The 23,545-nt window shown below is 42.7% G+C and carries 21 protein-coding genes; 7 read left to right on the top strand and 14 right to left on the bottom strand.

The genetic code is table 11. From position 1 onward, the window contains the following. Nucleotides 1-144: 144 nt before the first annotated feature. The 3 genes from BQ7394_RS10895 to ppdK all read right to left on the bottom strand — a co-directional run bounded on the left by BQ7394_RS10895 (nt 145) and on the right by ppdK (nt 4,370). Complete coding sequence (locus tag BQ7394_RS10895) at nt 145-1,107, bottom strand: fimbrillin family protein (protein WP_075557465.1); 963 nt, start codon at nt 1,105-1,107, stop codon at nt 145-147. A gap of 146 nt (nt 1,108-1,253) precedes the next feature. Continuing rightward, the gene (locus BQ7394_RS10890; RefSeq protein WP_075557464.1) at nt 1,254-1,472 is read right to left on the bottom strand and encodes a hypothetical protein; all 219 of its coding nucleotides are present in this window, start codon (nt 1,470-1,472) and stop codon (nt 1,254-1,256) included. Between the two features lie 177 nt (nt 1,473-1,649). Beyond that, complete coding sequence (gene ppdK, locus BQ7394_RS10885; protein ID WP_075557463.1) at nt 1,650-4,370, bottom strand: pyruvate, phosphate dikinase; 2,721 nt, start codon at nt 4,368-4,370, stop codon at nt 1,650-1,652. A 193-nt stretch (nt 4,371-4,563) separates the two neighbouring features. Between ppdK and rlmD the strand changes: the two genes are divergently transcribed. Both rlmD and BQ7394_RS10875 read left to right on the top strand, forming a co-directional pair. Next, nucleotides 4,564-5,979 (top strand): 23S rRNA (uracil(1939)-C(5))-methyltransferase RlmD, encoded by a 1,416-nt coding sequence (gene rlmD, locus BQ7394_RS10880; protein WP_075557462.1) that lies wholly within the window; start codon nt 4,564-4,566, stop codon nt 5,977-5,979. A gap of 11 nt (nt 5,980-5,990) precedes the next feature. Next, nucleotides 5,991-7,388 (top strand): MltF family protein, encoded by a 1,398-nt coding sequence (locus tag BQ7394_RS10875; protein WP_075557461.1) that lies wholly within the window; start codon nt 5,991-5,993, stop codon nt 7,386-7,388. On the opposite strand, the gene BQ7394_RS10870 is transcribed toward BQ7394_RS10875, so the two are convergent. Genes BQ7394_RS10870 through BQ7394_RS10845 form a run of 6 tightly spaced genes read right to left on the bottom strand, consistent with a single transcriptional unit; the run spans nt 7,389 to nt 11,158 of the window. Then, nucleotides 7,389-7,913 carry an ATP-binding protein gene (locus BQ7394_RS10870; RefSeq protein ID WP_075557460.1) on the bottom strand — a complete coding sequence of 175 codons (525 nt, stop codon included), beginning with the start codon at nt 7,911-7,913 and terminating at the stop codon, nt 7,389-7,391. A gap of 2 nt (nt 7,914-7,915) precedes the next feature. Continuing rightward, nucleotides 7,916-8,665, bottom strand: a complete 750-nt coding sequence (locus BQ7394_RS10865) for a PHP domain-containing protein (protein WP_075557459.1) — start codon at nt 8,663-8,665, stop codon at nt 7,916-7,918. Beyond that, a complete protein-coding gene (locus BQ7394_RS10860) occupies nt 8,662-9,000 on the bottom strand; it encodes a DRTGG domain-containing protein (protein WP_075557458.1) in 339 nt (112 codons plus the stop codon). Before BQ7394_RS10860 ends, BQ7394_RS10865 begins: the two co-directional genes overlap by 4 nt. Then, nucleotides 8,987-10,366 carry a [Fe-Fe] hydrogenase large subunit C-terminal domain-containing protein gene (locus tag BQ7394_RS10855; protein ID WP_075557457.1) on the bottom strand — a complete coding sequence of 460 codons (1,380 nt, stop codon included), beginning with the start codon at nt 10,364-10,366 and terminating at the stop codon, nt 8,987-8,989. Before BQ7394_RS10855 ends, BQ7394_RS10860 begins: the two co-directional genes overlap by 14 nt. A 6-nt stretch (nt 10,367-10,372) precedes the next feature. Beyond that, nucleotides 10,373-10,795 carry an ATP-binding protein gene (locus tag BQ7394_RS10850; RefSeq protein WP_075557456.1) on the bottom strand — a complete coding sequence of 141 codons (423 nt, stop codon included), beginning with the start codon at nt 10,793-10,795 and terminating at the stop codon, nt 10,373-10,375. A gap of 18 nt (nt 10,796-10,813) precedes the next feature. Next, nucleotides 10,814-11,158: a hypothetical protein gene (locus tag BQ7394_RS10845; protein WP_075557455.1), complete on the bottom strand. Its 345-nt coding sequence runs from the start codon at nt 11,156-11,158 to the stop codon at nt 10,814-10,816. Between the two features lie 113 nt (nt 11,159-11,271). On the opposite strand from BQ7394_RS10845, the gene BQ7394_RS10840 reads away from it, so the two are divergent. Then, nucleotides 11,272-12,645 (top strand): aminopeptidase P family protein, encoded by a 1,374-nt coding sequence (locus tag BQ7394_RS10840; protein WP_075557454.1) that lies wholly within the window; start codon nt 11,272-11,274, stop codon nt 12,643-12,645. Nucleotides 12,646-13,156: 511 nt separating this feature from the next. Here the strand turns inward: BQ7394_RS10840 and BQ7394_RS10835 are convergent. From BQ7394_RS10835 to BQ7394_RS10825, 3 genes are all read right to left on the bottom strand, one after another. Continuing rightward, a complete protein-coding gene (locus tag BQ7394_RS10835) occupies nt 13,157-15,460 on the bottom strand; it encodes a family 20 glycosylhydrolase (RefSeq protein WP_075557453.1) in 2,304 nt (767 codons plus the stop codon). A gap of 104 nt (nt 15,461-15,564) precedes the next feature. Next, nucleotides 15,565-16,065, bottom strand: coding sequence for a thioredoxin domain-containing protein (locus BQ7394_RS10830; protein ID WP_075557452.1), 501 nt, complete (start codon nt 16,063-16,065; stop codon nt 15,565-15,567). Between the two features lie 421 nt (nt 16,066-16,486). Beyond that, on the bottom strand, nt 16,487-17,008 hold the full coding sequence (locus BQ7394_RS10825) for a hypothetical protein (RefSeq protein WP_075557451.1): 522 nt from the start codon (nt 17,006-17,008) through the stop codon (nt 16,487-16,489). Between the two features lie 156 nt (nt 17,009-17,164). Between BQ7394_RS10825 and serB the strand changes: the two genes are divergently transcribed. From serB to BQ7394_RS10810, 3 genes are read left to right on the top strand one after another with little or no spacing between them, the layout of a single operon-like run. Further along, nucleotides 17,165-18,391, top strand: coding sequence for a phosphoserine phosphatase SerB (serB, locus tag BQ7394_RS10820; RefSeq protein WP_075557450.1), 1,227 nt, complete (start codon nt 17,165-17,167; stop codon nt 18,389-18,391). A gap of 17 nt (nt 18,392-18,408) precedes the next feature. Further along, nucleotides 18,409-18,711 carry a Dabb family protein gene (locus BQ7394_RS10815; RefSeq protein WP_075557449.1) on the top strand — a complete coding sequence of 101 codons (303 nt, stop codon included), beginning with the start codon at nt 18,409-18,411 and terminating at the stop codon, nt 18,709-18,711. Between the two features lie 9 nt (nt 18,712-18,720). Continuing rightward, nucleotides 18,721-19,194: a C-GCAxxG-C-C family protein gene (locus tag BQ7394_RS10810; protein WP_075557448.1), complete on the top strand. Its 474-nt coding sequence runs from the start codon at nt 18,721-18,723 to the stop codon at nt 19,192-19,194. Nucleotides 19,195-19,198: 4 nt separating this feature from the next. Here BQ7394_RS10810 and BQ7394_RS10805 read toward each other — a convergent pair whose 3' ends face one another. Beyond that, nucleotides 19,199-19,903: an MgtC/SapB family protein gene (locus BQ7394_RS10805; RefSeq protein WP_075557447.1), complete on the bottom strand. Its 705-nt coding sequence runs from the start codon at nt 19,901-19,903 to the stop codon at nt 19,199-19,201. Nucleotides 19,904-20,046: 143 nt separating this feature from the next. Here BQ7394_RS10805 and BQ7394_RS10800 point away from each other — a divergent pair, with 143 nt between their 5' ends. Next, entirely contained in the window at nt 20,047-21,228 is a 1,182-nt protein-coding gene (locus BQ7394_RS10800; protein ID WP_075557446.1) for an MFS transporter, read from the top strand. Nucleotides 21,229-21,305: 77 nt separating this feature from the next. Here BQ7394_RS10800 and BQ7394_RS10795 read toward each other — a convergent pair whose 3' ends face one another. Continuing rightward, nucleotides 21,306-23,465 (bottom strand): alpha-galactosidase, encoded by a 2,160-nt coding sequence (locus tag BQ7394_RS10795; RefSeq protein WP_075557445.1) that lies wholly within the window; start codon nt 23,463-23,465, stop codon nt 21,306-21,308. Nucleotides 23,466-23,545 lie beyond the last annotated feature (80 nt).

Below are 23,545 nucleotides of genomic sequence, written 5' to 3'. Positions count from 1 at the left end.
ATTTATAAAGAAATATAAATAGAAAGAGGAACATTTATCTGAAGTATTCCTCTTTTATTCTTGAATCTTAAGTCGTTTGACAAAGATTAGTTATCGTTTAAATTTCAATCGCTCTGTCTAAAAGAGGCAAACGAGGGGGAAATATTACTTCAAAGTGGGATAAAGAGGGTTTCCCGTTTCATCCACTTCTGTCCAGTTTTTCACATTTACACTTGAAAATGTAACCGTATTTCCATCTATTATTGCATTAAACAAATAGGAATTACCCGCTTTTAGTTCTCCTTCCGGAACCGGAACATCCACTGCATAAGTTCGTAATGTATTTTCTCCATTAACCATCACATCCATTGTGAGAGATAAAGGAGTCGAAATTTTCAGAGGGAGCATAATGTATTGCGCCAAAGAGCCATTTACACCCATTTTATCTGGAGAATCCAAAGTTGTAGCCGGAGAGATAGCTCCGGTTGCCAAATCCATACTGGCCCCCGGGTACGGAGGAGTTATCATTGCTGAAACCAGCTTATTCAATTTAATACCATCTCCTTCCGTTACTTCAATAACGACCTGGGTTGCTGCGTGTAAATATACGATTGGAATATTTACCTGAGTACTTGCCACATCCAGATTAGGACTGTGCCACCATAAATAATCTATTCCGTTAAATAAAGGCTCCGACTTTCCTGATAAAAATCTCGGAGGTATGGTTGAGAAATTATCAGACACTGCATAAAAATCGAAAACGCCATTTTCCAGATACATTTTGTATCCATTTACTCCGGCTAATACTCCCGGAGAAGATGTTACATACAATCCCTGAGCCGATGGTGTTTGTTTTGTACCGTTTTGTGCAGAGGGCTCAAAGGCATATAATGTACTTTTTATACCTTGATTCATTGGCGACATAGCCCGCGTGAGTAAATTACGATCTTCAATAGAGGCATTAAATGTGATCAGGCTTGTGCCATCCGGATTACTTCCACCCGATCCCGATGGCTTGTTTTCATTTCCGATATCCAGTATTATTGTGTTTTTACTACATTCTGCAAAAAAAAGGATCATACCTATTAATGCCATTACTTGCGTTACTTTGAATAAATCAGCTTTCATAACCAACTATTTTTAATTATTTGTCTACATAATACATTTAGAAATATGTTTTGGTTCAATCAAGCGTAGGATATGAAGCTTATTAACACAAAAGAAGGATATTCTGAAATAGAATATCCTTCTTTAACAGGTATAAATACAAAGTTTTATCCTTTTAGTTTTGCTTGAATTACGCGTAATAAACGAGCCTGGATTTTCATCAATGTTGCAACTTCTTCACTTTCGAAATCGATGTCGGATATTTTTATTTTCTGTTCTACCACAACATCTTCATTCTTAGCTCCATTCTCAATTTCTACAGATAACTCATCTAGCTGAGCTTTAATTTTCTCGATCTTCTTTGAATAATTTACTTTACGTGCCATAAGTCTTTACTATATTAATAGATAAAATGAAATATTTAATACAAATGTAATTATAATTTGAAGATAACGAAATAAATGCCTTATAATAGTAATATTTTAAAACGAATTAAGAAGGATATTCAAAAAAAATACCCTTCTTAATTTATCGATTTATCACTTATTTATTACAAGTAAATCTCAATCTTCTATCGCTGCCTGAGCCGCTGCGATACGTGCAATAGGCACACGGAACGGAGAGCAGGAAACATAGTTCAAACCGACTCTGTGGCAGAACTTAACAGAAGAAGGTTCACCTCCATGTTCGCCGCAAATACCACATTTCAGATCCGGACGGATGGCACGACCTTTTTCTGTTGCCATTCTTACGAGCTGACCAACACCATTCTGGTCTAATACCTGGAACGGGTCTACCTTCAGGATCTTCTTTTCCAGATAGATAGGAAGGAAAGAGGCGATATCGTCACGAGAATAACCAAATGTCATCTGAGTCAGGTCGTTTGTTCCAAATGAGAAGAATTCGGCAGAAGATGCGATACGGTCGGCAGTCAAAGCAGCACGCGGAATTTCGATCATTGTACCAACTTTAAATTCGATACGATCTCCAACTTCAGCAAATAACTTTTCTGCAGCATCACGGATTACTTTTTCCTGTTCTTTAAACTCATACAAGATACCTGTCAGCGGAACCATAATTTCCGGTTTAGCAACAATACCTTCCTTCTTCAATTCCAATGCTGCGCCTAAGATGGCACGTGTCTGCATTTCTGTGATTTCAGGATAGGTATTACCCAAACGGCAACCACGATGCCCCAACATCGGGTTATGTTCGCAAAGCGATTCTACACGCTGCTGGATAGTCTTTACAGAAACTCCCATAGCAGCAGCCATTTCTTCCTGGCCTTTCAGATCGTGAGGAACAAACTCGTGCAAAGGAGGATCGAGCAGGCGGACAGTGACAGGCAGATCATGCATAGCCTTGAAAATACCTTTGAAGTCAGCTTGCTGATAAGGTAAGATTTTCTTCAATGCATTCTTACGTCCTTCTGCATCTTCAGCCAGGATCATTTCACGCATAGCCTTGATCTTTTCACCTTCAAAGAACATATGTTCCGTACGGCATAATCCGATACCACTGGCACCGAATGCACGGGCTATTTCTGCATCATGAGGAGTATCCGCATTGGTACGAACCTGTAGTTTTGTATATTTGTCAGCCAGTTTCATCAATTCTGCAAAGTCATCAGAAAGTTCAGCTGCAGTCGTTTCTATTTTACCTTCAAATATCTCTCCGGTAGAACCGTTGATAGAAAGGAAATCACCTTCTTTCAGTGTAACACCTCCTACTTCGATTGTCTTTTTCTTATAATCGATATTCAGGCCACCTGCACCGGATACACAACATTTACCCATACCACGGGCAACTACGGCAGCATGTGATGTCATACCACCACGGGCAGTCAGGATACCTTCAGCCACAGCCATACCGGCAAGATCTTCAGGAGATGTTTCGATACGAACCAATACGATCTGTTTTCCTGCAGCATGCCATTCGGCAGCATCTTCAGCAAAGAACACGATCTGGCCGGTAGCAGCACCCGGAGAAGCGGGTAATCCTTTAACCAGTACTTTCGCTTTTTTCAGAGCAGCCTTATCGAATACCGGGTGAAGCAGTTCATCCAACTTATTAGGTTCGATACGGGCCAATGCTGTTTTTTCGTCAATCATACCCTGGTGAAGCAGATCCATAGCGATCTTAACCATAGCAGAGCCGGTACGTTTACCGTTACGAGTCTGAAGGAACCATAGTTTGCCTTCCTGCACAGTAAATTCCATATCCTGCATATCACGGTAGTGATTTTCCAGTTTTGTTTGCAAAGCATCCAATTCCTTATAGATTTCCGGCATAGCCTCTTCCATAGAAGGATACTTAGCTACTCTTTCTGCTTCAGGAATACCTGCACGTTCGGCCCAACGCTGTGAACCGATTTTTGTGATCTGTTGCGGAGTACGGATACCGGCTACAACGTCTTCACCCTGCGCATTGATCAGATACTCACCATTAAACAGGTCTTCACCATTACCGGCATCGCGAGAGAAGCACACACCTGTTGCAGAAGTTTCACCCATATTACCGAACACCATAGCCTGAACAGTAACCGCTGTTCCCCATTCGGCAGGAATACCTTCCATCTGGCGATAGAGGATAGCACGTTCGTTCATCCATGAGTTGAATACAGCGCAAACAGCACCCCACAATTGTTCGTAGGCACATGTCGGGAAGTCATTTCCGGTTTGCTTCTTAACGGCAGCTTTGAATTTAACCACCAATGTTTTCAGGTCGTCGACGGTCAGTTCGTTATCCAACTTCACGCCTTTGGCCTCTTTTACTTCTTCGATGATGGCTTCAAACGGGTCGATATCCTCCTTACTGGTCGGTTTCATACCCAAAACAACATCACCGTACATTTGCACAAAACGGCGATAAGAATCCCATGCAAAACGAGCATTGCCTGTTTTACGTGTCAACCCTTCTACTACTTCGTCGTTCAATCCCAAGTTAAGGATCGTATCCATCATACCCGGCATAGAAGCGCGTGCTCCTGAACGGACAGAAACCAACAATGGGTTTTCTACATCTCCGAACTTGGAGTTCATCAACGTTTCTACATTAGCGATAGCCTTTTCAACGTCCGACTTCAGTAACTCTACTACTTTCTCCTGGCCCAGTTCATAATATTCCGAGCAGACATCTGTAGTGATTGTAAATCCCGGAGGAACCGGAACACCAATTAAATTCATTTCGGCAAGGTTTGCACCTTTACCACCCAGCAGATTTCTCATATCCGCTTTACCTTCGGCTTTTCCATTTCCGAATGTGTAAACTCTTTTCTTTTCCATGTTGTCAGACTGTTTTTATTTATTAGATTTCAGTTTTGCTATCTCTACATTGCAATGATGCAAATATATGCTATTTGCGAGTACACAGGATATGGAAAGTTAATTAATTTTATATGTTTTATAACCATTCCTTAGTATTCATATCAGCTAAATATGTACATTTGCGTGGCGAAAATTTTAAACACAGATAAAATTGGCAAGAAATAAGAAGCAGTTACCCTTGTTGGAAAAGGTAACAATTACAGACGTAGCCGCTGAAGGTAAAGCGATTGCACGAGTGAATGACAAAGTGGTTTTTGTTCCTTTCGTCGCTCCCGGCGATATTGTCGATATCCAACTCACCCGTAAAAAGAATAGTTATGCCGAAGGTAAAGCAGTATACTTCCACGAGTATTCTACGGAACGCAGTACCCCTTTCTGTGAACATTTCGGTGTTTGCGGCGGGTGTAAATGGCAACATCTCCCCTACGAGGAGCAGCTAAAGTATAAACACAAGCAGGTAATCGACAATCTGACTCGTATCGGAAAGATAAAAATGGAAGAGATTTTCCCTATCCTGGGATCTGAACGCACCACTTTCTACCGGAACAAACTTGAATATACTTTCTCCAATAAGAAGTGGCTGACGGAAGAAGAAGTAAAGTCCGGAGCTACATTCGATTGCATGAACGGTGTCGGTTTCCATATTCCCGGAATGTTCGACAAAGTGCTAGATATCAACAAATGTTGGTTGCAGGATGATATTTCAAACCGCATCCGTCTTTGTATTAAGAACTATAGCCTGACACACGAAGGTTATCCTTTCTATGATCTGAGAAATCAGGAAGGTTTCCTGCGTACATTAATGATCCGCACAGCATCGACTGGCGACTTGATGGTAGTCGTTGTATTCTATCATGAAGACAAAGAGCGCCGGGAAGCTTTATTATCCCATGTCGCTGAACAATTCCCGGAAATCACTTCCTTATTATATGTAATAAATGAAAAGTGTAACGACACGATCACCGATCAGGAGATTTGTGTTTTCCGTGGTAAAGACCATATCATCGAAGAGATGGAAGGCCTTCAATTCAAAGTCGGAGCAAAATCATTCTATCAGACAAACAGCGAACAAGCCTATAACCTGTATAAGATAGCCCGCGAGTTTGCCGGACTGACCGGAAACGAAATGGTGTACGACTTATATACAGGAACCGGTACGATCGCTAATTTCGTATCACGCCAGGCTAAGAAAGTCATTGGGATAGAATATGTTCCTGAAGCCATTGAAGATGCAAAAGTAAATTCAGCCCTGAATAAGATTGAAAATACACTCTTCTATGCAGGCGATATGAAAGATATTCTTACAGCCGATTTCATAAACCAACATGGCCGTCCGGATGTTATTATTACTGATCCGCCACGTGCCGGCATGCACGATGATGTAATCAACACCATCCTCTTTGCCGAACCGGAGCGTATCGTCTATGTCAGCTGTAACCCGGCAACACAGGCACGCGACTTAAGCCTGCTCGATGTGAAATATGCCGTAAAAAAGGTACAGCCCGTAGATATGTTCCCACATACGCATCATGTGGAAAATGTAGTATTACTGGAAAAGAAAGAATAACATATATAACAATGTATAGGAAAATCGTCTCCCTTTTGTATATCGCTTTGCTTTTGAGTAGCTGTTTCGGCAATAAGCAACAAGAGCAAAAGGAAGACGATTTGGTATCTATGGACCTTCCTCAGTTGAAGGCTGCCGGCGAGATCACGGCCGTTACACTTTACAGTTCCACCTCTTACTTCCAGTATAAGATGGAACCGATGGGATACGAATACGATCTGATCAAAGACTTTGCACGTTCCGAAGGCTTAAAGTTGAATATCAAAGTGGCGGAAAACGCAACCCGGCTGATCGAAATGCTCGAAGCGGGTGAAGCTGATGTCGTAGCTTACCCTATCCTGGTGAACAATAAATTGAAAGAAGACTACCTTTATTGTGGACGTGAAGAACAAACCAGCCAGGTATTGGTGCAGCGTGCCAACAAAGGCGACACAATCCTTACAGACGTAACACAGCTTATCGGCAAAGACATCTATGTAAAGCCGGCGACCAAATACTTCCAACGTTTGAAAAACCTGGATGAAGAATTGGGTGGTGGTATCCATATAAAAGATATAGAAAAAGACACGATCACCACCGAAGACCTGATATCGATGGTTTCGCAGGGAGAGATCCCTTACACTATCAGCGACGATAACATTGCCCGCCTGAATAAGACTTATTTCTGGAACATCAACGTTTCACTGAAAGTCAGCTTTATGCAACGCTCTTCCTGGTTGGTTCGTAAAACCAGTCCGAAGCTGGCAGAAGCAATCAATGCCTGGGCCTCCGATAAATCAGGTTCACATGTCTATAAAGCTGCGATGAAGCGATATTTCGAGTTAAGTAAACAACCGCTGACCGTCGATCTGCCCCCCGTAAAGAACGGACATATCTCCCCATACGACGACCTGTTTAAAAAGCATTCCAAGAATATAGGATGGGATTGGCAACTACTCGCTTCCATTTCTTATCAGGAGTCGCATTTCAATCCTTCGGTTGTTTCATGGGCAGGTGCCGAAGGTCTGATGGGTATTATGCCGAACACAGCCCGGGCACTTGGTGTTACTCCGCACGAACTGAAAGATCCCGATATCGGTATCCGTACCGGAGTGGACTGCCTGCGAAAGTTTCGTCAAGGTTTTTCAGAAATAACAGACCCACAGGAAAAGATCAAATTTACACTGGCTTCTTACAATGCAGGTATCGGACATATTTACGATGCACAACGGCTGGCGGAAAAATACGGGAAGAACCCGTTGGTCTGGGAAGATAATGTGGCAGAATATATCCGTCTAAAAAGCGATCCGGAATACTATAACGATCCGGTCTGCAAGCATGGTTACCTGCGTGGATCGGAAACATTCAATTATGTTCGCGAAGTTATACAACGGTTCGACTATTACAAAGCGAAGACCGGTCATCGCTAATCAAGTCAGATTTTCAGCAATCATTTCTTTCACTGAAAGTATGACTCTTGGATGATTGAGTGGGATGTCTTCAAAGACATTTAGAAGTTCTTCCGTACTCAGTTCAAATTCCTGCTCTCCTTTTTTATACATAAAACGCACATTGATCCCAGGATTACCGGTTATCAACATAGCTACGGTTCCTGGCAAGTCTCCCCAGGGCGGACAGTCTATATGAGAGATATTAAAACATGCCGTAACCTCCGTACCTTCGCCTGGTTGGGATACAATCTTTACGCTCCCGCCTGTCTGCTCCGCATTCTGAATAAGGAAAGGGATTCCCAATCCGAATTTGCGGGTTGTACGGGTCGTATAAAACGGACTGGTAACACGTGAGACTGTTTCGGCATCCATCCCACAGCCATTATCGGCAATACGGATCGTTGCGGAATCTTCATCGATACGGATCTCCAAAAGAATCCGGGTTGCTCCGGCACGTACACTATTGGAAGCTATATCGGTAATATGGAATGTGAGCGTATTCATTATTATAGCGGATTAGCGGAATATATTGCATGGCCCCGGCTCTTCCTGTAAGCCATCTTCAGGTTATCGAATAAAGGTTCCGAAGCCTGTATCAGACAAGGTTTAGTTCCGATCTGCTCCGGGTAGTGAGCATCGGAAGCCGGGTACGACGTATAGTTCGAAAGATACTTCTGTTCGGATTGTAAACGGGCAAAACGTGAAGCATCCGTATATTCAATAGCATCTAAAGGCAATGACGGATCGATAAACCCCAGTTGGCTGATCAGGCTAAAAGAAGGCCGCTCCACGTGCGCCGCAATAAAGAGTCCGCCCAGCTTTTTGACAAAGGCAGCTACCTGATTTACATTTTGATCGAGTGCAGAGATCAGAAGATACGGAGCCTCTCCCATTATTTCATCGTTCCGGTTCACCCAAACCTGATCGCCAAAACGTTCGGGATCATTCGGGACAGGCGGAAGATGCCGGTCGAGGTATTCCTGAAAAGTAGCCCGGGAATCTTCAGTTCCGAACAAAGCCAGACAATGTGCTTCTTCACGGGTACAAACTTCCGCACCGGCAAAGACCGTCAGTCCGGCTTCTGCCCCCAAGGCCTGTATTTCGCAACATTGCAAAGTACTGTTATGGTCGGTTATGGCAATGATATCCAATCCACGGGCAAGCGCTGTTTCGACAATGACCGTAGGACTCATATCCAGACTTCCGCAAGGCGAAAGGCAAGTATGAATGTGTAAATCAGCCCGGTAAAGCGTCATGTCTTTTGCAGGAGTTGATAGATCTTACCGGAAGCGATGAAAGCAGAAAGCGATGTGCCCAAAACGGGAATTCCTTCTTCTCTGCCCTTCTGCAATGTTTCTTCATCCGGTGAAGCTCCGTTGACTACCAACACGGCTGCTGCATCTTTCAGTGTGCCGACAGCTACGATATTCTGATGGGTTTGCATGGTTATCCACAGCATCCCCTCTTCCATATGTCCCATTACGTCACTCAACAGATCACTGGTATAACCACCTTTTATCTCCGTATTCAGGTTCTCCTCTCCGCAGAAAACTGTAAGTTCCAGTTCTTTTATCAGATCACTGACCTTCATATTTTGCTCCTTTCTTATAACAATCCTTATTTAAACGATCTTTCCCCCAGGTCTTTTCAATCAGACGGAAGGCATGTTCCTGATCCAGTTTACCATGCTTCTCCATGTTACGCTGCATAAAGACACAGTCGCTGAACTGAGCTTCATGGCGTACTATGTCTTCAGCCAAGCTCTGGCAGTTCGGGTTTCCACAAGCCCCGCAGTCGATACCCGGCAGGTAACACATCAGGCGACGCACCTGTTCCATCTTCTTCAATACTTCTTCGATACTGCCATCATAAAGCAGTTTCGGATTAGGCTGAAGCGGACGGATGGTAATGTGCTGTTTCAAATAAGCCAAAGCGCCGAAACGTTCGGAGGCATAGATAAGCGGAGCCTTGTCACGTTTCATCGACCGTTTCATGATCCGCTCGGAAGTCAGGAAACGGTTAGCAACGGCAAGTACACCTCCGGCACAGCTACGGTCGCAGGCACGAAGTTCGAGAAAGTCAACATTACGAATCTCGTTGGTGGTTTCCATCCGTTCCAGGAAATCGATCACATTATGTATTTCATCGATGGCAAGACAACGTCCGGAGAAGTGTTTAGCCTCCCCTCCTGTCTGGCTCCACCGCATTTCTTTCTTAGTGAGTGCCGGCGGAAGAACACATTCGGGTTTGTAGCCCTTCGAACGGTTTTGTAGGATATGATATACCTTATTATATAATGTATCCATATTGATCACCCCGTTGATTGTGGAAGAATATCCATCTTCCCCTTTCAGGGCTGCAATTTTGGCGGCACAAGGTGTGACGTAAAAGAGGCCGATCTGCTCCGGCTCGTATCCTTCTTCCGTCAATACCTGATGGTAATAAGTTGCCGTCGCATTCACCGGAGTTTTCACCAGCAGGATATTATCGACCAGTGCCGGGAAACGGATCTGTATCAGGCGCACAATAGCCGGACAGAAAGAACTGATTACCGGCTTCTCTTCGGCAAGTTCCATTTGCCGGAGCATTTCGCGATGTATCATGTCGGCTGTAAATTCGACCTGATAGACATGAGTAAATCCAAGCTCATACAGCGCACTGAATATCTCTTCTTCTGTTGTATATTTCGAGAACTGACCGATAAAAACCGTAGGAACCAAGGCCACACGGCACTCGTAACCAAATATTTTCTGGAAGTCATCCTGTTCCACAGAGATCGCTTCCGTCGGACAAGCTTTCAGGCATTCACCGCAATCGACACACCAGTCTTTGCGGATCACAGCTTTTCCATCGCGGATACGGACTGCCCGTGTAGGACATTTCGTCATACAATGGGTGCAGCCGATGCAACGATCGTTATCGATCTTCAGGGCATGATAAAATTTGGTTTTCTCCATGATGCATTACTCCTTTGTTGCGAACCAGGTAATCATGCGTACAGTCGTTCCTACGCCTACCTGGCTCTCTATTGTTAGTTCGTCCACATTTTTCTTCATATTAGGAAGCCCCATTCCGGCACCGAATCCCATCTCCCGTACAGCCGGTGAAGCAGTAGAAAAACCTTCCTGCATAGCCTGGGATATATCAGGAATACCGGGTCCCTCGTCTTTCAGTACCAGAGTTATCTTGTCGGCATCCAATGTAGCAGATACATTTCCGCGCCAGGCATGGGCTACCACGTTGACTTCCGCCTCATATAAAGCGACAACGATCCTTTTTATGATACGGGAATCGATTGATAATTGCTTCAACACCTTCTTTATCTGGCTGGATGCGTATCCGGCTTTTGAGAAGTTTCCCCCTTCCAGTTCAAAACTAAATTGCATACAGATTTTCTCCTTTCTTTAAAATACAGGCAAAAGGCCGCAACTGTATAACTCCCCTATTGTATGATACATGGAATGTTCCGTCTCCAGCAGAATCATATTGTTTTCCGCCGCTACTGTCAACATCTCGTCCGTCGCCCGTTTCCCTCTGACGAAAAGGATGCAGGAAACATCTGCCATTTCGGCCGTACGGATCGTTTGCAGATTGCATAGTCCGGTGATGAGAATTACTTCATTACAATCCACCGTCAGCACATCGCTCATCAGGTCGCTGGCAAAAGCGCATTGCACTTCATAGTCTAGCTTATCGCTTCCGCATGCTACGGTCGCTTCAGTAAGTTCTTGTATCTGCTGAATCTTCATAATGTATGCAAGGTTTAATTTCGTGACGCCAATGTAAGAAATATTTTTTAATAGATGCCTGTTAGTTTATATTAATTACTATCTTTGGTAGCAATAAATAAAATCCTAAAGTTATGTTTAGCAAAGAAACGTATATGGCCCGCAGGGCTAAACTGAAACAGACTATCGGTTCAGGTTTGTTGCTTTTCCTCGGAAATGATGAATCGGGTATGAACTATGCAGATAATACATACCACTTCCGCCAGGACTCCACCTTCTTATATTTCTTCGGACTTCCCTACGCCGGATTGTCTGCCATCATCGATATTGACAACGATAAAGAAATTATTTTCGGCGACGAACTGACCATCGATGCAATCGTATGGATGGGTACGCAGCCTACCCTGAAAGAAAAGAGTGAAGCTGCCGGTATTACCGAAGTTCGTCCGTTTAAAGAAATAGAAACATACCTGAAAGCTGCACAGCAGAAAAGCCAGCGTGTTCATTACCTGCCTACTTACCGTGCCGAACATCAGATCAAACTGTTCCAATGGCTGGGTATAGTACCGGGCACAGAACAACCTTCCGTTCCTTTTATCATGGGCGTTGTTAACCAGCGTAATTATAAGACGGCCGAAGAAATCGTTGAAATAGAAAAGGCTTGTACGGTAACAGCCGATATGCATTTGACTGCAATGCGTACCGTTCGTCCGGGAATCCGGGAAAGCGAAGTGGCAGCAGCTGTTGCTGAAGTGGCTTTTGCAAACGACTATCAACTGTCCTTCCCTATTATTGCAACGATCAATGGCCAGACATTGCACAACCATGATCATAGTAATATGATTAAGAGTGGCGATATGCTGCTGTTGGATGCCGGTGCAGAAACAGAAATGGGTTATGCCGGTGATATGTCGTCTACCATTCCTGCCGACTCAAAATTCACTACCCGTCAGAAAGATATTTATGATATCCAGGTGGCTGCACACGAGGCTGCTGTGGCAGCATTACGTCCGGGCATTCCTTTTGTAGATGTTTATGAGTTGTCTTGTAAAGTGATCATGGAAGGTCTGAAAGATCTTGGCTTCGTTAAAGGGGATCCGATGGAAGCTGTAAAGGCTGGTGCTCACGCTATGTTCATGCCGTGTGGACTGGGGCACATGATGGGATTGGATGTACATGATATGGAAAATCTGGGTGAAGTATATGTTGGTTACGACGGACAGCCGAAGAGTACGGAATTCGGTCGTAAGTCCCTCCGCCTGGGACGTAAACTGGAACCGGGCTTCGTTCTTACTATCGAACCGGGTGTTTACTTTATCCCTGAACTGATGGATTTGTGGAGAGGCCAGAATAAGTTTACCGAATTTATCAATTACGAAAAACTGGTAACTTATAAAGATTTCAGCGGTATCCGTAACGAAGAAGATTACCTGATTACTGAAGACGGTGCCCGTCTGCTCGGTAAAAAGATACCTTTGCACACGGAAGAAGTGGAAGCACTGAGATAAACATTATGCTGTTGTCTGGAATAAATGAACTTGTTTTATCACTCGTTCTTTACTCTACATAGTAAAAACAACGTTCAAACTGTTCACCGTTCACCTTTCAGAGGTTAATGCGTTGTAAAACAGTCTATAAAACGTTCAAAATACAGGTGAAGGGTTTCCTGAAAAGGTGAAGGGTTGGCTTAAACCCTTCACCTTTATTTTTTTCATATTACTTATTATTAGTACTTATACTTATGACCATTAGCCCGTAAGTCAGGACCGATTAAGTCGAACATTATATCCTATTCACTTAACGACCTTGGTCGTTAAGCTTACCGAGCACCGTCATCAAGCTTAACGATGGCCGTCGCAAAGCTTGACGACGAAGGTCTTTCAGTTTATAAGTTATAACTAAAGGATTAGTTGGTAGTAGGTTTAAAGATAATAAGCAATAAGAGAAATAATAGAAAATCCCCGTAAAGAAGTTATTACCTTTCTTTACGGGGATTTTTGAGATTATGCCTTATCTTTCTTAATAAACAAACATATCAGCATTAACAGGTATTTCTTTACCATCGGCAGTCAGTACCTTCAATTGAAGCAGGCCGCCGTTGCTGTCGAAGTATTTCACCTGAATCGGATGCAAACCTTTCGCTAATGCTTTCTGGCCTACCACTTCACGCGGAGAATGAGGGCCGTCATTATCGACAACCATTTCCCCGTCGATCGTCAGCGTACTGCCATCGTCGGACATCAGGTTGAAGGTGTAAATACCATCTTCAGGAGCATTGAAATAACCGGATACAACCAGACCGATATTACCTTTTACATCTGCCGGAATAGTTACTTCAGACACTTCATAAGTGCCATTGACCGGAGCCTTTTCAATATCTGCACATTTATTGCCTTTGAACTCATGCCATACCGCCTGCAAACCTTTCTTTGAAGGAGTTGCTTCTACAGCCGGAGCATACTCGCTCTTGATATAACGGGTCTTTACGATATCGCCTTTCTTCCCGTTCGGACGGAAAGTGCGGAAGGTAAAGTCGGTTGTTTCCGTTACCTTGATCGGTTCTGTATACTGCGGAGATTCCAATGTCGGGATACTGCCGTCGGTTGTATAATGAATTTCCGCACTTGGATCAAGACAGGTTATCGTAACAGTTCCTTCGCCAATGAAAGCATTCGTGTTGTTGAAACCTTCCAGGTCCGGCATACGATAATTTACATTCATGATGTTCAGGCGCGGAAACTGTTTCACCATTCTTTCTTTGAAACCGTCCCAGCTCTTTACGGAAGGATCGCTCCATGCCAGTTCGGCCATTGCCATCATACGGGGCATAATCATATACTGTACCCGTTCGAACGACGGAATCCATTCACACCACAGATTAGCCTGAATACCCATGATCAAAGCCTTTTGTGCATCATTCAGCGACTCGAGCATCGGATTGAAGTTGTAAACGCCCGGCAGTGAATTTTTATCCTGTTGGTAATCGAAGTAGAAATTAGCGTTCGGTGAAAGAATAGCATGGTTGCCTTGTGCCGTTGCATCAGGAACCGATTGCGGATGCCAGGTACGCCACCACATAATTGTTGCCGTCGGAGAAAGTCCGCCTTCCAGGATTTCATCCCAACCGATCATCTCTTTTCCGTTCTCGTTGAAGAATTTTTCCATATTATGAACGAACCAGGCCTGCAACTCTTCTTCTGTTTTCAGCCCGTTATCCTTCATCCGTTTCTGACAATCCGGACATTTCTTCCAGTTTGTCTTTTCCACTTCATCCGCACCCAGATGGACATATTTATAAGGGAAAAGAGGGATTATTTCGCTGTAAACATTTTTACAAAACTCGAGGGCCGAGTCTTTACCCGGACAAACCGGCGACGAAAAAATAGATCCCCAGCCAGTTTCATTGAAACAGGAAACACCTGAATAGTTGCTTACAGCAGCCAGCATGTGCCCTGGCATATCCACTTCAGGAATTACGTCGATACCACGAACGCCGGCATATTCCACGATCTCTTTGATATCATCCTGGGTATAGAAACCTCCGTACAAAGTATCACCTTGTGTAATGCGCAGCTTCTCTGCCGGCAATTCAAAGTCCGGATTATCCTCCGCTTTAGCCCGTCTCAGGCATTCGCGGTCCTGGCTGTTAAAGGTACGCCAGGCTCCTTTTTCCGTAAGCAACGGATATTTCTTTATTTCGATACGCCAACCCTGGTCGTCGGTCAGATGCCAGTGGAATTTGTTCAGCTTATAGAGAGCCATCATATCGAGCAATTCTTTCACTTCTTCTTTCGTTGAGAAATGACGTGAAACATCCAGCATCATCCCTCTCCAACCGAAACGCGGTGCGTCTGTGATCCGGACGGCCGGAACACTCCAGGTAATATCCGCTACAACTTCCGGTGATTCGATCTCTGCCGGAAGAAGCTGGCGAAGCGATTCGATACCGGAGATTACGCCGCCATACGTATTTCCTTTGATCTGAATTTTACCGGAAGACACATCCAAAGTATAGGCTCCTTCGTTTTGCCCTGCAATATCACTGACTGCAAGGGAAATGTCGCCATCTCCTTCGCGTACATTATATATATAGCCGGTTGCACGGGATAACAGGCCGGAAAGATAGTTGGCTGCCGGTAATAATTGCTTGTCGGCAACACCGATATTCATGCCGTCTTTCAAAGTGAACTCGCCATTGACATTCTTGATCTCTTTGGGGATAGGAATAATAGATACATCATGTGCCACAGGCGTTGTGGGCGAACATGCACTCAGCAATAATGCTCCGGTAAGGGAACAAGCTGCAAAAAATTGTTTGTACATTTTTATTGTGTTTATTTGTTTGGTAATAAATTGGAAGCAAAAATACAAAAAAAAGAGCTGTTCTTGTTGGGTAGAACAGCTCTTTTTAAATAATAATCTACTGATTAAATCTTATTCATAACTTCAGCCAATTGATCCGGAGTTACATTTGCGGCAATGATCACTCCTTTGTCGTCTATCAGAAAGTTCTTCAAACCTTTTTGCAGGTTAAACTTTCCATACAACTCTGACTTTTTCCCCAGTTCTTCACGAAATTGCTTTGTGCCGCTAAGCTTGTCTGCCTTTACCGTCTCGGTAAAGATTGATTCTTTCTCGTCGAGAGAAACAGAATACATGGCAATTTTATCCGAACTTAGTTTATTAACTTCATTCCATAATTTAACGTTACGGGCCCGCGATTCAGCATCGTAAGCTGCCCAGAAATTCAGCAACGTGTAACGCCCGGAATGATTTTGGAAACTAATATTACTTTCATTTCCTAAAGACTCTATTCTCGGAGCCAGATCACCAGGATTAGTACCCACGGTAGGTCTCGCTTCTTTTGTAGCGGACGACATTGTTGCCAATGCAACCGTTACAATGAGAACATAAGCTCTTACCTTCATAATGTAATTTTTACGTTAAACTTAATCGGAACATAATCTCCTACGGATAATTACCGGTCTGCAGGCGGTTCTTTGTCAGTTTTCCTTTATGCCCGACTCCTGATTTTCAGGAAAGTAAACAAGTGCTTTTCCTTCGCTAAGGAATTACGTTCTTGTTTTTAACGGTGGCAAAGATACAGGTAAAGAGTCTCTCCTTCCAAACGATATAACATAAATCGAGTGAAATGCAAGGTTTTTTATATGTTTTATTGCATGAAAATCTAGGAAAATAGCTGTTTTATAGCAGATAGTTAACAATAATTTGCTTTTAAAACAGGGGTAGAATAGATGCTATTTTAACATGAGAAGGAAAAATAAGAACATTAAGTCTGGTTTTAAGGAGATAAAGTCCGACTATAAATCGGACTTTATCTTAGTTTTGTTATTCTTTATAAGGAGAAGGCATAGGCATTCCCTCTTTTATATATTCGTCGTAAACGATCGTCGGATGGTCTTGCAGTGATGTCATATTATACTCTGCTTTGAAATTATCCCGACGGAAGTTTTTCAACTTCAGGTTTTCCGTACTGTAAGTACGCAACGTTTCCTTTTTGTTTCCTGTCAATGAACTTTCCACAACTACAGAGTCGAGGATGTTCATTTTGGGAGTCAATGTAGGTAGTAACGTCTGCTCCAACAACCCGCGATAAGCACCGATATATTCACACCAGTAAGCGTTGCCTTGCTTAAAAACACGATACGTGTAGTTAGACCATGCTGTTCGGATGTGAATCTCATGTTCCCAGATTTCAATACATGCTTCTGAATCATAGTTAGGATCTTTAATCGTAACTCTTTCCAAGCCATGTGTTTTTTCAACCACTTTTGTTTGCCATTTGTCTGAATGCCGTATTTCGGCAATAATCTCAGGCAGTTTTTCCTTAATTTCAAACTGAATTTTCATCTCGATTTGCCTGCCAGTCAGGACTTATTAAGGTTGCCAGGTTCTAAATTATATATAACATCTCTGTAAAAATAACAATTCTATTTGAATTTTTGTTTATTCGAATGCCTGAATTTGCATATAACTTGTTTACCTTTGCCTTATAAAACAAAAAACATGGGACTAAAAGACGAAATTATACTGATAAATATAAACGGAGCTGACCGTCCGGGCGTCACCGCCGCCCTTACCGAAATTCTGGCAAAGAATAATGCTGTCATTCTTGATATCGGTCAGGCTGATATTCACAACAACTTATCATTAGGTATTCTTTTCCAGAGTTGCGGAGGAAATTCAGGTGATATTTTGAAAGAATTACTCTTCAAAAGTTATGAATTGGATGTAAATATTCGTTTTAATCCTATTACAGAAGAAGAATATTCCAAATGGGTGAATATGCAGGGAAAGAACCGGTATATTATAACCATTCTGGGACGTATGCTGACGGCAAAGCAAATAGCGGGTGTCACTCGTATTGTTGCCGACCAGGGAATGAATATCGATGACATCAAACGTCTGACAGGACGTATTCCTTTGGATGAAAACTCACGGACTCCCAAGGCGAGTGTGGAATTTTCCGTTCGCGGCACACCGCGTGATAAAGAGCTGATGAAGGCTGAGTTTATGAAACTCTCCTCCGAACAAGTAATGGATATCTCTTTCCAGGAGGAAAGTATGTATCGCCGTATGCGCCGTCTTATCTGTTTTGATATGGATTCGACCCTGATCGAAACGGAAGTGATCGACGAGTTGGCTATCCGTGCCGGTGTTGGCGACGAGGTGAAGGCTATTACGGAATCGGCTATGCGTGGAGAGATAGATTTCAGCGAAAGTTTCCGGCAACGTTGCGCCTTATTAAAAGGATTGGATGTCTCTGTTATGCAGGATATTGCAGAAAATTTGCCTATCACTGAAGGGGTTGATCGCCTGATGCGTATTCTTAAAAAGGTGGGCTTCAAGATCGCAATCCTTTCCGGGGGATTTACTTATTTCGGAAACTACCTGAAACAGAAATACAATATAGATTATGTATATGCAAACGAGCTTGAAGTGGTAGACGGTAAGTTGACGGGACGCCATATCGGAGATATCGTCGATGGTAAACGGAAAGCTGAATTGCTTCGTTTGATCGCTCAGGTTGAAAATGTGGATATCCGTCAGACCGTAGCGGTTGGTGACGGTGCCAACGACTTGCCTATGATCAGTATAGCCGGTTTGGGCATTGCTTTCCATGCGAAACCAAAAGTAAAAGCAACCGCCAAACAGTCGATTTCAACGATCGGGCTGGACGGAATATTATATTTCCTGGGATACAAAGATTCATATTTGGAAGAACAAATGTAATTTAAATAAAAGCGTTTATGATAAGACACATTGTAATGTTTAAACTGACAGAGTTTGCAACTCCGGCCGACAAACAGGCTAAAATGCAGGAAATTAAAACTGGTTTGGAAGCTTTGATCGACAAGATCGACATATTACGTATGATCCGTGTCGATTTTAATGTAAATCCGGAAGAAACATGGGACGTTATCCTTACAACGGAACTCGATTCACTGGAGGATGTGAAGACATACGCAAACCACCCCGAACACGTAGCAGTATCAAAGGGTATTATCGGTCCGGTAAAAGCAGACAGAGCTTGTGTTGACTACGAGTATTAATAAGGCTTTATGAAAGATTTTGATATTGAAGAGCGGGCAAAAAGCGCTGTTCAGAACTTTGAATCGGGATACAACTGCGCACAGTCTGTATTCCTGGCCTATTCGGATGTTTTCGAACTGGATCTGAATATGGCAAAAAAAATGTCTGTCTCTTTCGGTGGCGGTGTAGGCCGGATGCGGGAAGTATGTGGAACGGTAAGTGCTATGGCTATGCTAGCCGGGTTTAAATATCCTGTATTGGACCAGAATGACCAGGAAGCCAGAACAAAGAATTATGCAATGGTGCAGAAAATGTCTAACATTTTCAAGGAAAAACATGGTACGATTATTTGCCGCAGTCTTTTGCCCGAGGCTCAAGCCAACCAGACAGCTCCTGCCCCTTCCGAAAGAACAAAAGAATATTATGCCAAACGTCCTTGCAGCAAATATGTGGCTGATGCAGCCCGGATAGCAGGACGAATGCTGAAAGATGAATTGGATTGATGGCTTAGGCCATCAATCTTATTTGAGAAACATATCCCAAGGTTCTTATCTCACTAAATAAATTCATGTAAGAAGACTGTGCCTTAACATTTACTTTATAGGTAATGATCGCCTTATTCTGCTCATACATAGATTCAAACGAAACACTTACGATATAAATGTTTTTTCCTTCCAGTATTTTACGGACTGCTTTCAAATCCGGGGTCGATGTTGTACAAATAATTGTCAGTATTTTGTTTACACCGTTCAGGAACATCCTTCTTTCAAGTCTTTCCAGGCTGACTAATATAACAAGTGTCAAGCCCGTACCGATTAATGCCGGAATATACATCCCTGCTCCTACAGCCAGTCCGATAACTGCAACGACCCAGATACAAGCCGCTGTAGTCAGTCCGTGAATACTTCCGTGACTCTGCATAATAGCGCCTGCTCCCAAGAAGCCGATTCCGGTAAGTACTTGTGCGGCAATACGTCCCGGATCTCCATTCAGAAAGTCAGGATAACATTGAGGTATCCAGATGGAAATAAGCATGGCTGCCGCTGATCCCATACAAATCAAGGTAAAGGTGCGCATTCCTGCCTCACGACGACGAAACTGGCGTTCTATACCAATAACAGCCCCCAGCAAAAAGCTGACAAATAGTTTTACAGCCGCAGTAGCCGGTGTAATAGTTGTATTTTGGAGTATCTCGTTAATTTGATCAAGCATATTTATTTTTTGTTTTAGTTACTGGCAAATATAGCTAATTATTTGAATATCTCTATATACTTACAGAGAAGGTATATCACATAGGGTAAAGACTTCGGAGTTTCAAATATTTGGGGTAAATTTGCCGCATTAAAAAGTGGTATATGAAACAAACATTGAAAGAAAACGGAGGCCTTCCTCCATTGATATTATGGACATTATCTATTGTAGCCGGCATTTCGGTAGCCAATCTTTACTATAATCAGCCACTTCTGAACATGATACGTCAGGATCTCGACGTATCCGAATTTACCACCAATCTGATTGCTATGATTACACAGGTTGGTTATGCATTGGGGTTATTGTTCGTTGTGCCATTGGCTGATATGTATAAACGTAAAACGATCATTATTACGAACTTCACTATCCTGACCGTATCATTGCTAAGTATTGCTTTGGCTCCCAATATTCAGATCATTCTTATTGCATCCTTGTTTACAGGGATCTGTTCAATGATACCGCAAATATTTATTCCTATAGCAGCTCTTTACTCCAAACCGGAAAATAAGGGACGAAATGTAGGGTTGGTCGTTTCCGGATTGCTTTCCGGAATATTGGTATCGAGGGTAATAAGTGGGCTGGTCGGTGACCTGTTTGGTTGGCGGGAAATGTATTATATTGCTGCTGGCCTGATGGTTGTATGTGGTATTGTTGTAATTACGGTTCTGCCTGATATACAACCTACTTTTAAAGGGAAATACTCGGAACTTATGAAATCCTTGTTTTCGCTGTTGAAAGAATTCCCTTCCCTGAAGATTTATGCAATCCGGTCCGGGTTCGCATTCGGTTCTTTTCTGGCCATGTGGTCGTGCCTGGCGTTTAAGATGGGACAGGCTCCTTTTTTTGCAAATAGCGATGTCGTCGGGATGTTGGGACTTTGCGGAGTAGCCGGGGCTTTATCGGCTTCACTTGTAGGAAAATATGTAAAAAAAGTGGGTGTCAGGCGTTTTAATTTCTGGGGATGCGGGTTGATCCTGTTTTCCTGGTTATTGCTTTATTGGGGTGGAAACTATTATACTTCTATTATAATAGGTATAATTATTATCGATATAGGTATGCAATGTATCCAGTTAAGTAACCAATCAAGTATTTTTGAATTATGTCCGTCTGCCTCAAACCGGGTCAATACAATCTTTATGACAACTTATTTTATAGGAGGTTCGTTAGGCACATTCTTTTCCGGTACGGCTTGGCAGATGTTCGGTTGGGCAGGAACAGCCGGCGTTGGAGTATTACTATGTTGCGCCTCTTTAAGTGTGACTCTGCTGGCGAAGGAAGAAAGATGATGGTTTACTTATTAGGGAATAAAAACGGAGAGGTTTATCAGGTAAGCCTCTCCGTTTTGTTTATCAACTTATATTGATTACTTTACTTTCGAAATTTCAATAACCCGGCTTGTCAATTGCTTGCCCGAGAACACTGGAATACCCACTTTCATAAGCAGTTCCCCGGAAAAAGTCTTTCCGTTGCATCTCAGGTTTGACTCTGTTCCCGGTACCAGGTTGATTTCCTTTACTTCATACTGAGTTTCTGGATTCAATCCCTGCAGACGAACCGGCTGTAAAATCTCACCGTAACGGGGATGAACATCAAATGCAAAAAGGACAGCCTTATCGGTGGTTTCATTAACATACATAACTGCAGAATGATTGCCGTCATAAGGAGAGACCAAACGATACAGGTCACCGTCCATAAGCGTACCACTTAAGCGATTGAAGTTCTTAACCGCTCCTTTACAATACTCTTGCTCTGCCGGAGTCATCTCATGAGTGCGGATGTCAAATCCGAGTTTACCCATCATAGCCACATCAGTACGGAACTTTATACTGGCACTCTTATTCCAGCTTGTAACATGTGCAGCCATTGTCTTTGAAGGAAAGAAATGAGAATATCCCCATTGGATAAAGATACGTTCAATAGGATCGGTATTATCGCTCGGCCAAAATTCCGTGAAATACTTCAAACCTTCATAATCCGTACGTCCACCACCACCGGAGCAAAGCATCATCGGCAGGTTGGGATATTTGGCCTTAACACGTTCAAGCACATTGTAGAATCCTCTTACGTGTTCAATATAAAGATGAGATTGTTGGTCTTTCAGATACGGAGAATAAATATTAGTGATCGGACTGTTACAATCCCATTTGAAATAGGCAATACCCGGATATTTTGTCATCAGGTTGTCAACAATTCCAAATACATAATCCTGTACTTTCGGATTACTAAGATCCAATACTAACTGATTTCTAAAATAATACTCGTCTCTGTTAGGTAAATGGATTACCCAATCTTTATGTTTTTCATACAATTCACTCTTCGGATTAACCATCTCCGGCTCGATCCACAAACCGAATTTTATACCTTTATCAGTTGCTTCCTTCACCAGTTTACCGATGCCGTTCGGTAATTTTTCTACGGTTTCTCCCCAGTCTCCTAATCCCTGACGATCGCTGCTACGGGGATATTTGTTAGCAAACCAACCATCATCCAGTAGGAACATATCGACACCCAACTCCTTTGCTTCATCCATGATATCGACCAGCTTGTCTTCATTAAAATCGAAATAGGTAGCTTCCCAGTTATTCAGCAAAGTAAGACGTGATTTATCACCATCTTTTACCTGATATTTGCGAGCCCATTTATGAAAATCACGACTAGCTCTGCCCTTTCCTTCTGCACTGAAAGTAAAGATAAATTCAGGAGTTCGGAATATATCATTGGACTTTAGTGAATATTCTGATGCATAGTTATTTATACCTGATAGGATACGTAATTTGTTTTCGTTGTCAACCTCGAATGTAAAACGGAAATTTCCAGTCCAACCGATCGTTCCGAAAAGAACTTCTCCTTCATTTTCCCTGGCATTTTCGTTCAAAGACAATAAAAAGAATGGAGAATTAAACATATTTGCACGACTTCCAAGCTTTGTATCCAATACTTTTTTTCCAAATGAAAGTTGTTGTTCGGTCATATTTACTTCATGTGCCCAATCTCCTGCAAATTCAGTCAGGAAGTATTTTTCACTATTCATATAGAGAAGTGAAGAAGCATAGTTATATAACGTGACGGGCTTTTTCTCCTGGTGCGAAATCTCTGTAAAAGATTTGATGATATTTTCTTTTGCATAAGAAACAAAGTGAAGATCGACTGTTACAGGGTATACATCATCCTTAAGTTTGATGATTGTTTCCGTTACGTTCGGCTGAAGTTGTTTAGTCTCATAAGATATATATTTTAGCAATAGAGATGGGTTACCATCATTATGCAAAACGCGGATAGCCGGTTCAAAATAGTCTTCCATACCATGTGCAAGATAGGCTTCCCCACCCAAAGGTAGTTGATCGATATCACTATTGAACCGGAGCTTCTGGCCTAGATACGATTGATATAAACGGCCATTATTACCTACCTTATATATAAGGCTGATATTATCGGTCGAAATTGGAATAATAACGTTGTCACCTGCTTTTAGCGACATAGATATGACCAGTAGGCATATCAAAGAAAATAGTCTGTTTTTCATGTTCCTTTTTTTACTTGATTGTGGTCTATATTTTACTAAAACGAAGAAAAGTGCCTGTTTTGGTTATAACAGACACTTTT

Origin of the sequence: Parabacteroides timonensis, assembly GCF_900128505.1 — a bacterium.
Taxonomy (GTDB): domain Bacteria; phylum Bacteroidota; class Bacteroidia; order Bacteroidales; family Tannerellaceae; genus Parabacteroides; species Parabacteroides timonensis.
This window is presented reverse-complemented; position numbering and strand designations above follow the sequence as displayed.

Excerpts from the sequence above, each read along its gene's own strand:
- BQ7394_RS10895 (WP_075557465.1), bottom strand. The coding sequence starts at position 1,107 with ATGAAAGCTGATTTATTCAAAGTAACGCAAGTAATGGCATTAATAGGT.
- BQ7394_RS10890 (WP_075557464.1), bottom strand. The coding sequence starts at position 1,472 with ATGGCACGTAAAGTAAATTATTCAAAGAAGATCGAGAAAATTAAAGCT.
- ppdK (WP_075557463.1), bottom strand. The coding sequence starts at position 4,370 with ATGGAAAAGAAAAGAGTTTACACATTCGGAAATGGAAAAGCCGAAGGT.
- BQ7394_RS10875 (WP_075557461.1), top strand. The coding sequence starts at position 5,991 with ATGTATAGGAAAATCGTCTCCCTTTTGTATATCGCTTTGCTTTTGAGT.
- BQ7394_RS10870 (WP_075557460.1), bottom strand. The coding sequence starts at position 7,913 with ATGAATACGCTCACATTCCATATTACCGATATAGCTTCCAATAGTGTA.
- BQ7394_RS10865 (WP_075557459.1), bottom strand. The coding sequence starts at position 8,665 with ATGACGCTTTACCGGGCTGATTTACACATTCATACTTGCCTTTCGCCT.
- BQ7394_RS10860 (WP_075557458.1), bottom strand. The coding sequence starts at position 9,000 with ATGAAGGTCAGTGATCTGATAAAAGAACTGGAACTTACAGTTTTCTGC.
- BQ7394_RS10855 (WP_075557457.1), bottom strand. The coding sequence starts at position 10,366 with ATGGAGAAAACCAAATTTTATCATGCCCTGAAGATCGATAACGATCGT.
- BQ7394_RS10850 (WP_075557456.1), bottom strand. The coding sequence starts at position 10,795 with ATGCAATTTAGTTTTGAACTGGAAGGGGGAAACTTCTCAAAAGCCGGA.
- BQ7394_RS10845 (WP_075557455.1), bottom strand. The coding sequence starts at position 11,158 with ATGAAGATTCAGCAGATACAAGAACTTACTGAAGCGACCGTAGCATGC.
- BQ7394_RS10840 (WP_075557454.1), top strand. The coding sequence starts at position 11,272 with ATGTTTAGCAAAGAAACGTATATGGCCCGCAGGGCTAAACTGAAACAG.
- BQ7394_RS10835 (WP_075557453.1), bottom strand. The coding sequence starts at position 15,460 with ATGTACAAACAATTTTTTGCAGCTTGTTCCCTTACCGGAGCATTATTG.
- BQ7394_RS10830 (WP_075557452.1), bottom strand. The coding sequence starts at position 16,065 with ATGAAGGTAAGAGCTTATGTTCTCATTGTAACGGTTGCATTGGCAACA.
- BQ7394_RS10825 (WP_075557451.1), bottom strand. The coding sequence starts at position 17,008 with ATGAAAATTCAGTTTGAAATTAAGGAAAAACTGCCTGAGATTATTGCC.
- serB (WP_075557450.1), top strand. The coding sequence starts at position 17,165 with ATGGGACTAAAAGACGAAATTATACTGATAAATATAAACGGAGCTGAC.
- BQ7394_RS10815 (WP_075557449.1), top strand. The coding sequence starts at position 18,409 with ATGATAAGACACATTGTAATGTTTAAACTGACAGAGTTTGCAACTCCG.
- BQ7394_RS10810 (WP_075557448.1), top strand. The coding sequence starts at position 18,721 with ATGAAAGATTTTGATATTGAAGAGCGGGCAAAAAGCGCTGTTCAGAAC.
- BQ7394_RS10805 (WP_075557447.1), bottom strand. The coding sequence starts at position 19,903 with ATGCTTGATCAAATTAACGAGATACTCCAAAATACAACTATTACACCG.
- BQ7394_RS10800 (WP_075557446.1), top strand. The coding sequence starts at position 20,047 with ATGAAACAAACATTGAAAGAAAACGGAGGCCTTCCTCCATTGATATTA.
- BQ7394_RS10795 (WP_075557445.1), bottom strand. The coding sequence starts at position 23,465 with ATGAAAAACAGACTATTTTCTTTGATATGCCTACTGGTCATATCTATG.